General features: G+C 51.7%; 10 protein-coding genes. 2 read left to right on the top strand and 8 right to left on the bottom strand.

The genetic code is table 11. The annotated features are described in order from the left end of the window. Positions 1-14: 14 nt before the first annotated feature. The 6 genes from BLS62_RS16660 to BLS62_RS16635 all read right to left on the bottom strand — a co-directional run bounded on the left by BLS62_RS16660 (position 15) and on the right by BLS62_RS16635 (position 7,268). Positions 15-884, bottom strand: coding sequence for an SDR family oxidoreductase (locus tag BLS62_RS16660; protein WP_093182926.1), 870 nt, complete (start codon positions 882-884; stop codon positions 15-17). 336 nt (positions 885-1,220) lie between these two features. Beyond that, positions 1,221-2,480, bottom strand: a complete 1,260-nt coding sequence (locus tag BLS62_RS16655) for a sialate O-acetylesterase (protein WP_093182924.1) — start codon at positions 2,478-2,480, stop codon at positions 1,221-1,223. A 164-nt stretch (positions 2,481-2,644) separates the two neighbouring features. Further along, the gene (locus BLS62_RS16650; protein ID WP_093182918.1) at positions 2,645-3,514 is read right to left on the bottom strand and encodes an ABC transporter permease; all 870 of its coding nucleotides are present in this window, start codon (positions 3,512-3,514) and stop codon (positions 2,645-2,647) included. 9 nt (positions 3,515-3,523) lie between these two features. Beyond that, complete coding sequence (locus tag BLS62_RS16645) at positions 3,524-4,306, bottom strand: ABC transporter ATP-binding protein (RefSeq protein WP_093182915.1); 783 nt, start codon at positions 4,304-4,306, stop codon at positions 3,524-3,526. Positions 4,307-4,428: 122 nt separating this feature from the next. Further along, a complete protein-coding gene (locus BLS62_RS16640) occupies positions 4,429-5,415 on the bottom strand; it encodes a taurine ABC transporter substrate-binding protein (RefSeq protein ID WP_093182912.1) in 987 nt (328 codons plus the stop codon). A 290-nt stretch (positions 5,416-5,705) separates the two neighbouring features. Beyond that, positions 5,706-7,268, bottom strand: coding sequence for a MocR-like pyridoxine biosynthesis transcription factor PdxR (locus BLS62_RS16635; RefSeq protein WP_208990907.1), 1,563 nt, complete (start codon positions 7,266-7,268; stop codon positions 5,706-5,708). A 123-nt stretch (positions 7,269-7,391) separates the two neighbouring features. On the opposite strand from BLS62_RS16635, the gene BLS62_RS16630 reads away from it, so the two are divergent. Beyond that, positions 7,392-8,729, top strand: coding sequence for an omega-aminotransferase AptA (locus tag BLS62_RS16630; protein WP_093182909.1), 1,338 nt, complete (start codon positions 7,392-7,394; stop codon positions 8,727-8,729). A gap of 188 nt (positions 8,730-8,917) precedes the next feature. Next, positions 8,918-11,392 (top strand): GcvT family protein, encoded by a 2,475-nt coding sequence (locus BLS62_RS16625; RefSeq protein WP_093182906.1) that lies wholly within the window; start codon positions 8,918-8,920, stop codon positions 11,390-11,392. Between the two features lie 117 nt (positions 11,393-11,509). Here the strand turns inward: BLS62_RS16625 and xsc are convergent, their stop codons facing one another. Together xsc and pabB are read right to left on the bottom strand one after the other, a co-directional pair. Further along, positions 11,510-13,288 (bottom strand): sulfoacetaldehyde acetyltransferase, encoded by a 1,779-nt coding sequence (gene xsc / locus BLS62_RS16620; RefSeq protein ID WP_093182903.1) that lies wholly within the window; start codon positions 13,286-13,288, stop codon positions 11,510-11,512. A 181-nt stretch (positions 13,289-13,469) separates the two neighbouring features. Continuing rightward, complete coding sequence (pabB, locus tag BLS62_RS16615) at positions 13,470-15,275, bottom strand: aminodeoxychorismate synthase component I (RefSeq protein ID WP_093182901.1); 1,806 nt, start codon at positions 15,273-15,275, stop codon at positions 13,470-13,472. Positions 15,276-15,352 lie beyond the last annotated feature (77 nt).

The raw sequence follows: 15,352 nt of genomic DNA, 5'->3' as shown, positions 1-15,352 counted from the left end.
GTTGATTTGCGTTCCTAAGCGTTATTTTGCGTTTCTTTTTCCAAAACATGCGCAAAATGGTCTTCCAACCGCATTTTTCCATAACTCTTGCCAATCATGTCCATACGCATCACGCAGAGGAAAAATTGGATGGGCCCGTATGTCTTCACAGAAGTGAAAGTCTCAAACGCACGTTGCGCAGCGACGCTGATCCAGTTCGGAAGATGCGTCACCTTGGCTTTCTTGTTCAGACTCTTGAATGCAATTTCCGCCAGCTCATTATGGGTATATTTAACGGGGCCGCCGACTTCAGCAAAGGCCTGACCAGCATCGATAATTTCATAGCAAGCTGCTGCCAGATCAGCGCCATGAATGGGGTTGATACGGTATTCGCCAGAACCAAAAACATACACGCGACCAGATTTCGCCATATCCAAAAACTCCTCCAGATCTGAAAAATATCCACTTGGAGAAATCACAGTGCTTTTGATCGGCGCTGCCTGAAGCGTCTCCACAAAATGTTGTTTGGCTCGGACGAGCTGAACATTTCGCAATTTGGTGGCGTTCAGAACATGAATATAAGCGAACTGCGGAACACTGTTTTCAACGGCTAAATCGAGTAGGTTCTTGTTCGCTTTGTAATCTACGTCGCGATACGTGAGACCATCTTTTTGACGCGTAATGCCAAGCGCAGAAACAACCAAATCAGCATCTTCCATCAAACCAATCATGCTGTTTGGTTTGGTCGCTTCACCCTCAAAAAACTCGGTGGCATCCAGTCCTTTTGTGCGCGCTGAAGCTTCATTACGCACCAAAGCACGAACAGCCCACCCTAATTGCTTGTAGTGAGCGACAAGGTAGGAACCCAGATAGCCAGTTGCACCTGCAATAACGACAGTCTTCATTCAAATCCCCTCAAAAATCAGCTGCCGCAAAAGGCTGAGACCTACATCATAAGAGGGCATGACTAGCTTTTTAGCAGAGCACGCAGAGGAGAACTTCCAGACTAAATAGTCAAAAGGTGCTCGACTGGCGGCTGATTTTATCTTTTGAAGCGGTAAGAGGTCGATCGGAGGTCTCGATGAAGAGAACTCTTCTCACTCCTAAAAATGGGCATTTTATCGCACAAAATCAACCGGTAATTGTGCATAGTGCTCATGCACGGATATTCACTGGATGCAATAGAAGAGGGGAGAGCCCGGAAGCTCTCCCCTCTTTACCGTGAATGCCTCGTTCCCACACTATGGTAACACTGCATCGCTCATGATTTTGGTACAGTCTTTGCCTAAGGCGACTTGGGCAAAGCACTTGCCAATCTTGCGCAGCGCAAATGCCGAATAGTGCGTTTTTATCACACTAGGCCTTTCCAGGGTTCGCTGAAATTCCGGCTTATTTTTCATGTAAAAAGTATCGATGAGAAAGGAGTGGTACACACCGGTAGTCTTTTTCGGGTCATAGTTGGGTATAAGCGTCCTGTGTGCCTTATCGGGTGCATTTGTAAAGGATGGAACCGCTCCATCTGGATCCGCATAATGTTGCGGTATGAGCGTAGCAACAAGGAACCGAGCCCCATGGGCGTAGGGTACCTCAGTCCGGAAGCGAAGAACCATTTCATGTAAGTTCTGTGCGTATTGCACAGCAATCACGTCAATAGCACCTGGGCTTTTCTGGTCCACGCCATCCATTGCGTAATCATTTTCGCCCTGGAGCCAAAGCAATCCCGCAACGACGCCGCCAGGAAGAGCATCAATCGCTTTCTTTGAGTGATTAACCAGGTAATCCTGCAGCTTATGAGGTGCAGCACGTTCTGAGGACCAGGTTTGCCCTTTAGTGACCTGGTTGAAGCCAGTTGCGGGGAAGCCTTTTCCGACGAGATACACCTCGGCTTTGGGATCATTGTGGGTGATCAGAAATTGTGCGGCGAAATAGATTCCGAGCGTGGGGCCGTGCAGGTTATAATTGACAGGGACCATCATTTGCATCTTGCTGCTGGTGAGTGGGTCGTGGAAGCTCACCTTTTTGAAACTGCCCTGGCCGTTCGGATCTTCGTGCCAGTAATAGATCCGGTTGACGACGTTTCTTGGTTGTTTCCAAATTTCCAAGTCGAAACTGGTTTCAATTGCTTTCTGATTTGGCGTCACACCGCCAACAGTCCAGTTCGACTTGACATTGTTACGCCAATCCTCGGCGCCCACATATTCGCCACTGCCGCCAAACATGTTGCTCTGACCTGCCAGAACGAAGAGGTATTTCTTGCTCTGAATAGGGCACCAGCCTTCGACCTCAGACAGGTATTTGCGAATGGATGCGTCAGAGCCATCTACGCCGTTCTGGGCATAAAATGCATTGGACTGCCAAGCTCCTTTCATCCAGGTCACCACTGCTTCACACCGGTCAAAGCCGACGGTGGTGGCGCCTGCGGGCATCTGCGCAACAATTGTCAGGCCCACTAGATAAAAACAAACCCTGATCAGTTTGTGTGTTCTTTTCCAAATATTCATTCGCAAATTCCCCCAAATTTATTTGATAAATATTTCGTACTCGTCCTCTGTTGTGTTTAATTCCAGCCTCCAAACTAAAGAAATTCACACGTAAAAACGTCTGGTACGGTTCTCTTTGGCAAAGTGCAGACGACTGGGCTTGAGTTAATTTCATCCCACAGCTGTTAACCTTTGCCCTGCCATGGGATCAAAATCCGCTCAAGGAACCGCATGCCGAGTTCAATGGTGTACCCTATGAGCCCGATTACAAAGATGCCGATGACCACTGTATCTGTCTGCAAAAAGTTCTTTGCAATCATGATCATGGAGCCGATGCCTCTATCAGCCGCCACAAGTTCGGCGGCCACAACAGTTCCCCAGCACACGCCCATGGATGTGCGAAGGCCTGTAAATATTTCCGGCAGGGCATTGGGCAGGATCACATGAAACAGGATCTGCAATCGTGACGCACCCAAAGAGTACGCCGCATGCACCTTGGAGATCTTCACACTGTTCACGCCAGAGCGTGCGGCCAATGTCATGATGAAGAGCGAGGCAAGGAAAAGTAGGAAGATCTTGGCAGTCTCATCAATGCCAAACCACAGGATGACCAATGGAATCAACGCAAGTGGCGGGATAGGGCGCATGAACTCGACGACTGGATCAAAAAATCCGCGGGCGATTGAAGACAAGCCCATCGCCAACCCGAGCGGAATGCCAACACTTGCTCCAAGGACGACACCAGCCAACACACGGAAAACAGAGATACCGACATGATCCATGAAGGCGACATTTCGGAAACCTTCAGACAGGAGCTTAGTGATACGGGCAAATGTTGCTTGGATAGAGGGCCAGTAGAAGCTTTCCAACATACCAAGGGCGCTGGCGCCGCCCCAAAGGGCAAGCAGGACGATAACTGTTAGGATTGAATAGAAACGACCGGAATTGACCGCGCTGGAATCTCCAAACCGAACGGTCTTTTGCTGTGTGAAAACATTGTCTTTCAAGCCAAGCCAAACGGACAGGCCAGAGGGGGGCGCGTGTTGTTTGCTCATGTCAGCCTCCTATGCTGGTTCCAGCGTTTTGTCATTGCCCATAATCTCCTCTTCCATCTCCCAGATGAGAGAGAGAACCTCTTCACGTGTCTGAACAAATTCAGGTGATGCTTTGATTTTCCGAGGGCTTTCCACCAATCCGCGATCCGCAAACGGTAACGTGTATTCCCGCAAAATTCTGCCGGGGCGCGGTGCCATCACAATCAACCGCTCACCAAGAAAAAGGGCTTCCTCGACAGAATGGGTAATTAGAATAATGGTCTTACCAGTCTCTTTCCAAAGCTTAAGAACGAGGCCCTGCATTTTCTCGCGGGTCAACGCATCAAGCGCGCCAAGTGGCTCATCCATCAGAATAACTTCGGGGTCATTGGCAAGGCAGCGAGCCAGCGCGACACGCTGCTGCATACCGCCAGAAAGTTGATAAACAGGCTTTTTGCCAAAATCCTGTAGACCGACGATCTTTAAAAGATCATCAACTTTACGTTGAGTTTCTGCTTTAGGTTTGCCCGCCATTTTAGGGCCGAAGGCAATATTTTTTTCAACGGTCATCCATTCAAACAACGCGCCTTGCTGAAAGACCATGCCCCGGTCTGATCCCGGTCCTTTGATCTCGGTATTTTCCCGTATGACCTTGCCCGCCGTTGGGCGTAGGAAACCAGCTAGAATGTTGAGCAGTGTCGTTTTTCCGCACCCAGATGGTCCCAATACGGAGATGATTTCTCCATCTTTGACGTCAAGATTGACGTTGTTGAGAGCATGGACCTGATCACCATTGGGAAGGGTGAAGACCATAGATATCTTGTCGGCAACTATTCCACTCAAAGCGCTTCTCCCCATTGCACGGAAAATGCCTGGTTCGCCCGGTCTTGTTTTTGGAAGAATGGCGGGACACAGCCCGCCACTTTCATGCTTTGTTACTTGAGATAGCTGGCGTCTATAAACGGGGAGTAATCGTCCAGCGCTTCATCTAGTCCGCCAGCGGAAACCATGACCTCTGCCACACCCTTCGCAGCTGCCTGAATACCGCCACCAAGCCAGCTTTCGCTCATTTGCTCTTCATTGCTTGGGAAGCCGAAGTTGCCGATCATTTCCTTGGCAGGTTCCAGATCCATACCAGCTGCCTTAGCAATCTTGCCGTAAACCGCTTCAGGGTCTGCGATGTAGGCTGTGTTTGCCTGATTGGTGACCTCCAAGAATTTCCGGATCAGATCAGGATGGTCAGCAGCAAAGCTGTCGGTCACGTTCACAACATCAAAGGTGTTGATGCCAACGGCTTCTTGCTCTGCACCTGTCATCAGTGGTTTGCCAACAGTCTTCATACGGCCAAGTGCGCCACCAAAGGCACAGCCCATCACCACATCACCGCGGACAACGGCAACAGCGGCATCAGCCGGGTTCATCTGAACAAGCTTGACCTTGTTAATATCAACACCAAGATGTTGCAGAGTACGGATGAGCTTATAGTGGGTCACGTTCCCGATTGGGGTCGCAACTTTTTTGCCTTCCAGCTCCTTAGCGTTGGCTTGGGTAATGCCGGCATCATTGCGCACAATGCAAAGGTCATTCTCAGCGTACGTGACTGCTACACCAACCAGTTTGATTGGTGCGCCGGAGGAAACACCAACAACAAACGGGACAAATCCATTGCTGTAGGCGATTTGTACATCACCGGAAACCATGGCCTGAACCATCTCGTTTCCATTGCCAAACGCACGCCACTCAACCTCTAATCCAAGAGCCTCATCGTAGGTCTTGTCCATTTGGGCTGCTTGGTTGGCTGTCGGCCATTCCAGAAAGTAAGCGACGGTGATTTTATCAAGCGCGTGAGCTGAGCTCATTCCAAGGCTTGTGATCAAGCCTGCTGCAAGAGCTAGTTTTCCTGCGAGCTTTCTAAATGCCATGATTATTCCCCTCCAATGCTGAAGTGCAATTCCCTTTTGTTTTTTTACGCGCCTTATTAAGTGGGCACTTGTCGTTCAAAAAATTATCAGTAATGAGGACACACCGAAACAAGTGGACCCGGTAGTGCCAGATTGCGGCACCCAATAGAGCCAGATAGTATTATTTGTTCTACAAATAGGTTTAAGTTACCGACAACCCAATATTAATGCCGCATTCCCAAGCTGGAGATCAATTCTTGGCCCAGCAATGAAGGGCGGGAAAAGGTATAGTTGATCGATTAACCCAGATATCAGGCAGGTGCGAAGTTTCTAATATGCTGTGCACCTGAGGAAACTAATAGTTTATCTGATGTATCGGCAAGTATTTCTATGCCCTTTGCAATCTTTTCAGCGTGTATTGACGAAAACCCCAAACGGAAATAGTTACGCCCTCGGTTTGGATCGGCAAAGAACACGTTGCCCGGTTCTATCAGCACCCCACGTTTCAAGGCTTCCTGAGCCAAAACAGTGGCGTCCAGCTCCTTTGGCCCGCTCACCCAGAATGATGACCCTCCAAAGGCGGAGACCTGCGCCCAACCGGGAAAATGCGTGTTGACTGCTTCACTGAGCGCGTTCCAGCGGCTTGAGTACGCATGGTGCAACTTGCTGATCAACGCATCCTGTGACCCTTGCGCCAAAAACAAAGCAACGCTGCGCTGATTATTGCCCGGTGGGTGGCGCAGCATCAACCGCCGCATGGCGCGGATCTCTTTGATCACCTGCTTGGGCGCAACAATAAACCCGACCCGCAAACCCGGCATAATCGATTTAGAGAGGCTACCCACATACAACACACGCCCGGATGTATCGATAGAGCGCAATGCGGCAGTTGGTTGCCCCCGGTAGTTCGTCTCGTACTCGTAATCATCCTCAATGATCAAAGCATCCGACTCAGCGGCCCATTCCAGCACTTCTCTGCGTCGTTTCAGCGTCATAGTGGTATTGGTGGGGAACTGGTGGCTTGGCGTGACATAGACCAATTTTGCATCGCTCAACTTATCAACGCATATGCCTTCCTCATCAATAGGAACAGCCCTGATATCCGTGCTGCGCAACTGCATAATGTTGCGCACATCAGGATAACCGGGGTCTTCAACAGCAACAGGCGTGTCCTGCTTTACAAACAAATGCGCAATGAGAAACAGAGCATTCTGCGCGCCCATGGTGATGAGGATTTCTTCCGGTTCTGCATTCACCCCGCGCCGCGTCAATATCCGCCGCTGTATCTGCTCAATCAACATGGGGTCATCAGTGGTAAACCGGTCATCTGTCCACGCATCCAACCATTTAATGCTCATTGTCTGACGCACACAATCACGCCATGCACTTATAGGGAAAAGCGTAGGATCAACCTGCCCGTAGATGAAAGGGTAGGGATAGCTGTGCCAGTTCTCGGTTTTTAAAATGTTGAATTGCGTAGAAGGAGTTAGTCGTAACTTCGCATCCCAGTCCACCCGATCTCCCGGCACTTGCTCTCGTGGCTTCACGGGCTCCGGCAACTGCCCCAGATTCTCGACAACTTCAGGCGATACATAAAAGCCGGAGCGCTCGCGGGTGATCAGATATCCATCTGCTGCCAATGCCTGATAGGCCAGCATCACCGTATTACGAGAAACGCTCAGTCGTTTAGCCAAGGCACGCGTGGAGGGAACAGGTGTATTTTCTGCAAGTTGGCCAGAAAGAATTGCAGAAACAAGCATTTCTCTGATCTGGCTTTGTAGAGTTGTACTGTCATCTCGGTCGACTGAAAACAGACTATAACGCACTTCTGGCCCCGATTCCCATTCCAGAAAGAAGTAGTAGGATGAGTTCATCTGGCCCTATGGTCAAGAACAACTGGACCTATCTGCAATAATATTTCGCAGACATGATCTGATCAACAGTACCTTTAGGTGAGCTGATAGTGAAAATCTCAGTGTTCCAGGAGAAAGATCGAGATGAGTGTCCTTGCAGAGCCAATTGAACAAGCCAAAACCAATTCTCTTGAACAACACTGGATGCCGTTCACGGCCAACAAAGAGTTCAAGAGTGCCCCCCGCCTCATCACGCGCTCTGAAGGCATGTACCTGTGGAACCAGAACGGTGATCAGTTGATTGACGGGTCCTCTGGCCTGTTTAACGTCCCCGCTGGGCATGGGCGCAAATCAATCGCGGATGCTGTTCATGCACAAATGATGCAAAACGGATACACATCGCCGTTTCAGATGGGACAGCCAACATCTTTCGAGTTTGCAGCAAAACTCACGCAGATTCTGCCGGAACCGTTCAACCATGTGTTCTTCGTGAATTCCGGCTCAGAGGCCATTGATACTGCGCTCAAAATGGTTATGGCCTACCACCGCGCCAATGGAGAGGCACAACGCACCCGCTTTGTGTCCCGTGAGCGGGCCTACCACGGCGTAAATATGGGCGGTGTCTCATTGGCTGGCATGGTCAAAAACCGCGAAACCTTCCCGGTTGTCATGCCGAATATCGTTATGATGCGCCATACATGGAACGAAGAGAATGCCTTCATCAAAGGCCAACCAGAAACCGGCGCTGAGCTTGCCAATGATCTCCAGCGGTTTTGCGAAACCTACGGCGGTTCAACCATCGCAGCGGTCTTCCTTGAGCCGGTTGCTGGCTCCACTGGCACGCTTGTCCCGCCAAAGGGTTACCTAGAGCGTGTTCGCCAGATCTGTGATCAACACGGCATCCTGCTTGTGTTTGATGAGGTGATCACGGGCTTCGGGCGCTTGGGCAAGCCGTTTGCCGTGGATGCGTTCAACGTAATGCCTGACATCATTACTCTGGCAAAAGCACTCACCAATGGTGCGATCCCAATGGGCGCGGTTGCTGCCTCTGATCAGGTTTATGAGGTCATCACCGAAGCCGCGCCGGAAAATGCCATTGAATTCTTCCATGGGTACACATACTCCGCCCATCCAGCGGCTTGCGCAGCTGGTTTGGCAACGCTCAAAATTTACGAGGACGAAGCGCTCTTTGAGAGAGCTGCACAGATGAGTGACTACTTCCTTGAGGCTATCTGGTCTCTGCAAGATATCCCGATCGTGAAAGACATCCGAGGTTACGGCTTAATGGCTGGGGTGGAAGTTCATCCGCAGCAAGGCAAGCCTGGCATCCGAGGCAACGAGATGCAAAAGCGGTTGTTCTGGAATGGCTGCCACGCCAAGTGGACAGGGGACTCGGCAATCCTCGCACCAGCCTACATTGCAGAACGCAGTCATGTTGACGAGATTGTGGATGCCATGCGCAAAACACTCACCGCAGATTAAAGCGTGTTCCGGAAAAGTGGATGCCGGTTTTTGGATGAGAATACGCGAGCAACTAAAGGTTTAATGCAGTTCGGCCAATCCAGATAAATGACTGGCTGCTTTAAACCAAAACACAAAGACTAATTTCGAGAAGGGCACATATGTGCTCTTCTTTTGTTTTCAGTATTGGTTGAAGGGGAGAGCAGTCAATGGCGAAACCTATTCCGCAAAAAGCCCGTGTCGTCATTATCGGTGGTGGCATTGCAGGGTGTTCTGTTGCCTATCATCTGGCAAAGCTGGGCTGGCAGGATATTGTTCTGCTGGAGCGCAAGCAACTCACCTGCGGCACCACATGGCATGCGGCAGGCCTCATTGCACAGCTCCGTGCCTCTAAAAACATGACCCGACTGGCGAAATACTCTCAGGAGCTTTACGGCGAGCTGGAAGCCGAAACCGAGATCGCAACAGGCTTCCGCAGAAACGGCTCCGTCACGGTCGCATTGACGCAAGAACGCCGTAGCGAACTGCTCCGCTCTGCATCCATGGCAAAAGCCTTCGGAGTCGAGGTTGAGGAGATTTCCACCTCGGAGCTGCTGGATCGTTACCCCTATGTGAACGCGCAGGATGTAACCGCCGCGCTCTACTTGCCCAAGGATGGGCAGGGAGACCCCGGCAACATAGCACTCGCACTCGCCAAAGGGGCTCGCCAACGCGGAGCTCAAGTTTTTGAGGGTGTAAAGGTCACTGGGATCGAAAAGCGAAACACTGCTGTTTCCGGTGTTTCATGGCAACGCGATGGCAGTGAAGAGCAAGGCCATATAGCAGCGGACTATGTCGTCAACTGCGCTGGCATGTGGGCGCATCAACTCGGGCGTATGGCGGGCGTCAATGTTCCGCTCCATGCCTGCGAGCATTTCTACATGGTCACGGAAAACATAGCTGGTCTGCCGCAACTGCCAACCCTTCGTGTGCCGGATGAATGCGCCTACTACAAAGAGGATGCAGGCAAAATCTTGCTTGGTGCATTTGAACCAATCGCTAAGCCATGGGGTATGAACGGCATCTCGGAGGATTTCTGCTTCGATCAACTGCCGGAGGATATCGACCACTTCGAACCTATTTTAGAGAAGGCAATCAACCGCTTCCCTGATCTGGCAGTAACCGGCATTCATAGTTTCTTCAATGGCCCGGAAAGCTTTACGCCGGATGATGCCTACCATCTGGGCGAAGCGCCGGAACTGAAAAACTTCTTTGTCTGTGCAGGCTTCAACTCCATCGGCATTCAATCGGCTGGCGGGGCGGGCATGGCACTGGCTCATTGGATGGACCAAGGGCATCCCCCGTTTGACCTTTCCGATGTTGATATCCGCCGTATGCAACCGTTTATGGGTAACAAGACGTTCCTGTACGAACGCTCCAAGGAGACGCTGGGCCTGCTCTATGCAGATCATTTCCCCTTCCGCCAAAAAGCAACAGCACGCGGTGTACGGCGCTCCCCTCTCCATGAACATCTGAAGCAGGCAGGGGCCGCCTTTGCTGAAACCGCAGGTTGGGAGCGCGCCAACTGGTTTGCAGATAAGGGGCAAGAGCCGACCTACAACTATTCCTGGAAACGTCAGAACTGGTTTGAGAATTCCAAACGCGAACATCTGGCCATTAGAAACAACGTTGGCCTCTACGACATGTCCTCCTTTGGCAAAATACGAGTGGAAGGACGGGACGCAGAAACCCTTCTCAACCATCTCTGCGGGGCAGATCTGTCAGTTCCTGTCGGCAAGATCGTCTACACCCAGTTCCTCAATGAACGCGGTGGCATAGAAGCCGACATAACCATCACCCGCCTCTCAGAACTCGCTTATCTACTGGTCACGCCCGCAGCCACGGTGGTGAGAGAACTCAGCTGGCTGAACAGGCACAAAGGCACGGCCAATGTGGTGATCACCGATGTAACAGCAGGCGAAGCCACGCTTGTTGTCATGGGGCCAAACTCGCGGGAGCTACTGAGCAAAGTGTCCAGCCACGACTGGTCTAATGAGAACCACCCTTTCGGCACCATGCAGGAGATTGAGCTTGGCATGGGCTTAGCCCGTGCGCACCGCGTCTCCTATGTGGGAGAACTCGGCTGGGAGCTTTATGTCTCCACCGATATGGCAGCACATGCCTATGAGACCTTGATTGAGGCAGGAGCAGAGGTAGACCTCAAGCTCTGCGGCCTTCATGCAATGGATTCCTGCCGCATTGAAAAAGCTTTCCGGCATTTCGGGCACGATATTACAGAGGAAGACCATGTGTTGGAGGCAGGCCTAGGCTTTGCCGTGAACAGGAACAAGCCAACTTTCATGGGCAAAGATGCTGTCCTGCGGAAGAAGGAGGAAGGCCTCTCAGTACGCATGTTGCAGTTTAAGCTGGACGACCCGGAGCCACTTCTCCACCACAACGAGCCGATCCTGCGCGATGGAAAGATCGTCGGTTACCTGACATCAGGCAATTACGGCCATACGCTGGGCGCTGCTATCGGGTTAGGGTATGTGCCGTGCAAAGGTCAGTCTATCTCGGATCTTCTTGGCTCAGCCTATCAAATCGAGGTGGAAGGCACTCTGCACAAAGCGGAAGCTTCATTCAAACCCATGTACGACCCCAAAGGACTGCGCATGAAAGGCCTGAAAGAGCTCAATGATGCCTGAGTGACCCTCGAAAACCAGCCAAAACAAAACCCAAGTAGTTGAGAGGCTACTTGGGCAAGGGGAGGGGTGCCCTTCTCTCTGAGGAGGCTTGAGAGAAGGGCTTTTGTTGCGGCTGACCTACGCGAGTTCTTGTTCGCGCATATCCTCCGCATGAATGCCTGCCACCTGAACAGGCGCTTTCATGGCATCACGGCGGAACGGTTCACCAAGTTCCTGATTTAAAATGACCTCAATAAATGTGGTTTCATTCCGTTCCATCTGGCCTTCAATGGCGTCATTCAAGGTCTTTGTCAGCTCATCCATGCCGAACACCTGAACACCCTTTAGCCCGCAGGCCTCTGCGATTTTGGCGTACTGCACGTCCAGGTTTAGCTCTGTGCCAACGAAGTTATCGGAGTACCACAATGTCGTGTTGCGCTTCTCCGCACCCCATTGGTAATTGCGGAAAATGACCATGGTGATAGGTGGCCAGTCATCCCTGCCACACGCGGTCATCTCGTTCATGGAAATACCGAAAGCGCCGTCACCTGCAAAGCCAACCACAGGCGTATCCGGGCAACCAATCTTTGCGCCCAAAATAGCTGGTAGACCGTAACCACACGGGCCAAACAGACCCGGAGCCAGATACTTCCGCCCCTCATCAAAACTTGGGTAAGCATTGCCGATTGCACAATTGTTGCCAATGTCGGAGGAGATGATCGCATCTTTCGGCAGTGCAGCTTGAATAGCCCGCCACGCCATACGAGGCGACATCCGCTCCGGCTCACGCTCGCGTGCACGCTCGTTCCATGTCGTCCCCGGATCATCATCCTCATGATTCATGGAGGAAAGCTGCTGCAACCAGGCTGACTTGGTCTGGTGAACCAGCGCTGCCCGGTCATCACGACCCTCATCACCGGCATGTGGGGCAAGCTCTTCAAGAATTTGCTCCGCAACAGCGCGTGCATCCCCTTGGATGCCAACGCTAACCTTCTTGGTCAGGCCAATACGGTCCGAGTTGATGTCTACCTGAATGACCTTGGCAGTCTTAGGCCAGTAATCCATGTCGTAACACGGCAGCGTCGAAAACGGATTGAGACGTGTTCCAAGGGCCAGCACCACATCGGCTTTGGAGATCAGTTCCATCGCAGCTTTGGAGCCGTTGTATCCCAGCGGACCAACAGAAAGAGGGTGGTTGCCGGGGAACGCATCATTATGCTGATAACCGCAACATACCGGCGCAGCCAGCTTTTCCGCGAGATCTACTGAGGCCTGAATACCACCACTCAGCACCACACCTGCACCATTCAAAATAACCGGGAACTTTGCATCAGAGAGCAGCTTAGCGGCTTGCTTGATGGCGCGCTGACCACCGCGTGGCTTTTCCATGCGCACAATCTGAGGCAGCTCGATATCAATAACCTGCGTCCAGTAATCTCGGGGGATGTTGATCTGTGCAGGAGCACAGCCGCGCCATGCCTTCTCAATCACACGGTTGAGAACCTCAGCGATACGGGAAGGGTCGCGGACTTCTTCCTGATAGCAAACCATGTCCTGAAACAGAGCCATCTGCTCGATTTCCTGAAAACCGCCCTGACCGATGGTTTTGTTGGCGGCTTGCGGGGTGACAAGCAGCAAAGGCGTATGGTTCCAATAGGCCGTTTTAATCGGGGTCACAAAATTGGTAATGCCCGGCCCGTTTTGAGCAATCGCCATACTCATTTTGCCGGTAGAGCGGGAATACCCATCCGCACTCATGCCCGCATTACATTCGTGGGCACAATCCCAAAACTTTAGGCCAGCAGCGGGAAAGAGATCAGAAACCGGCATCATCGCCGAGCCGATAATGCCAAAGGCGTTATCAATGCCATGCATTTGCAAGACTTTTACAAAGGCCTCTTCGGTGGTCATCTTCATCGCACAAATCCTCCCCATCACGTCACAGGCTCATGTTGTAGCCTGCAAATTAGCTATGAAGGAGCCTAGCCTGAGCCGGGCAACGGCATTAGGGCCAGATTCCGCTATCCCATAGGCCAGATGCGTTGAGTGGTTTGAAGATAAACGCCAATCGAGAATTCATAACCGACGAATGATGGCTTTAAAGCCTCTCAAAACTCTGAGAAACCAACGTCGCTTGCATCAATCCGCGAAGGGAATTGCCAACATAAATGGCATCCGCTTCCTGCAAATTCTGCAATGTCAGATCAGCTTCCTCGGCATAACCGTGCTCTAAAAGTCCGGCACGGAACACGCCCGGAAGCAATCCATGCGTGAGGGCAGGCGTCAGCAGCTTATCGCCCTTGCGAAGGAACAAAGTGGTAAAGCTACCCTCTGTCAGGTAGCCCGCTTCATTGAGAAAAATCACCTCAGAACACCCGTGCACAGCTGCATATTTAGCGCGGGTTTGGTCATAAAACGAACGCCGACTGGTTTTGTGAAACAGGAACCGATCTTGCGAGTGAACAGGCTCATCGGCAACGCAAATCCGCCAATGCTTCCCGGTTGCTGGGGGCATATCCTGAGCGGCGACAGCCAACTTACCATTTTCATGCAGATCCAGCCGAACGCGTTTAGGGCCGTCAAAACCTGCTGCATGGTGAGAAAGGACAGCCGAGGCCTGCTCCAGATCCCACCGGAACCCGAAATAGGCGGCGCTGTCGGCAAGACGTTGCAAATGACGCTCCAGAAGCGTGTATCCGTCTTCCGGCGTCCAGCCCATCGTCTCAAACAGAGTGAACGGCTGTTCAGATCCATTGAGGAACTTCAGCTTCAGCAGGCACTCGTCATATTCAGGGGAAGCCCCTGAATCAAACACCACACCGGAGCCAGTTCCCATCTCAGCAGAGCCATCCGCTTCAATCACCAGCGTACGAATAGCAACGTTGAAGGTGAAATCTCCAGAAGGTTCAATGAAGCCAATGGATCCGGTGTAAATCCCGCGTGGGCTCTTCTCCAGATCGTCAATGATCTCCATCGCCCACAATTTCGGCGCGCCGGTAATAGACCCACAAGGGAACAGCTCCGCGATAATCTCTGGAAGTTCAGCATCCTCCACCAGCTCACCAGTGGTGGTAGAGGTCATCTGAAACAGGCTACGGTACTGCTCAACCTCACAATGAGAGGGAACGCCAACACTGCCTGCCTTGGTGATGCGTGACAGGTCATTACGCATCAGATCAAGGATCATCGTGTTTTCTGCGCGAGACTTCTCATCGCTTTGCAACCACTGCTGAATGCGCGCGTCTTCCGCTGTTGTGCGCCCACGCTGTGCGGTGCCCTTCATGGGGCGTGTGGTCAGCTGCTTGCCCTTGCGCTCCAAAAACAGCTCTGGAGAGATAGACAGAACTTTCTGATCACCAAGATGCATCAGGGCTGCATAACCAACAGGTTGCTGAAACAGCAGATGATCAAACAATCCAGCAATGCTACCCGCTTGTTCAAGCTTCGCGCGCATGGTCAGATTAATCTGGTAAATATCGCCCTGCGCCAGATGCTGCTGCGTCGTCGCAAAGGCTTCCTCATAGTCAGCTTTGCTCATATCAAACTGGTTGATCTGGATTGACGGCGCTGCTTCACTGGCGGCGGCCTGCTGCAACCATTCATCTTCTTCACAGCGAGAAAGAAGAGCTGGGGCGTCATAGACCCCAAACCAAGCGAGCGGCGCATTACCTGCACCAACAAACCGGGCTTTCAGTTTCTCTTCAAACGCAAAGCCAAATTCATAGGAGAAGTAGCCAGCAAGATGATGGCCAGCTGCCCGCTCTTTTTCGAGCAATTGGAGGAAATCGGGCACTTCGGAAAGATCACGGCAGATCAACAAACGCTTCGGATTTTGAAAGAGGCGTGCAGGCTCATGGCTAAGCCTGTCTACAAGTAGAACTGTTCCACACTCAAAGTGCGCCATGCTTTCCCATTCTTAGTCGATTATCTTTTTTATAGGAGTTGAATACCAGCAGATTTCGACAAGGCAATCATAAAATA

The sequence above is a fragment of the Pseudovibrio sp. Tun.PSC04-5.I4 genome, from assembly GCF_900104145.1.
Lineage (GTDB): Bacteria > Pseudomonadota > Alphaproteobacteria > Rhizobiales > Stappiaceae > Pseudovibrio.
The sequence above is the reverse complement of the archived record's forward strand: the minus strand, read 5'-3'. Positions and strand labels throughout refer to the sequence as shown.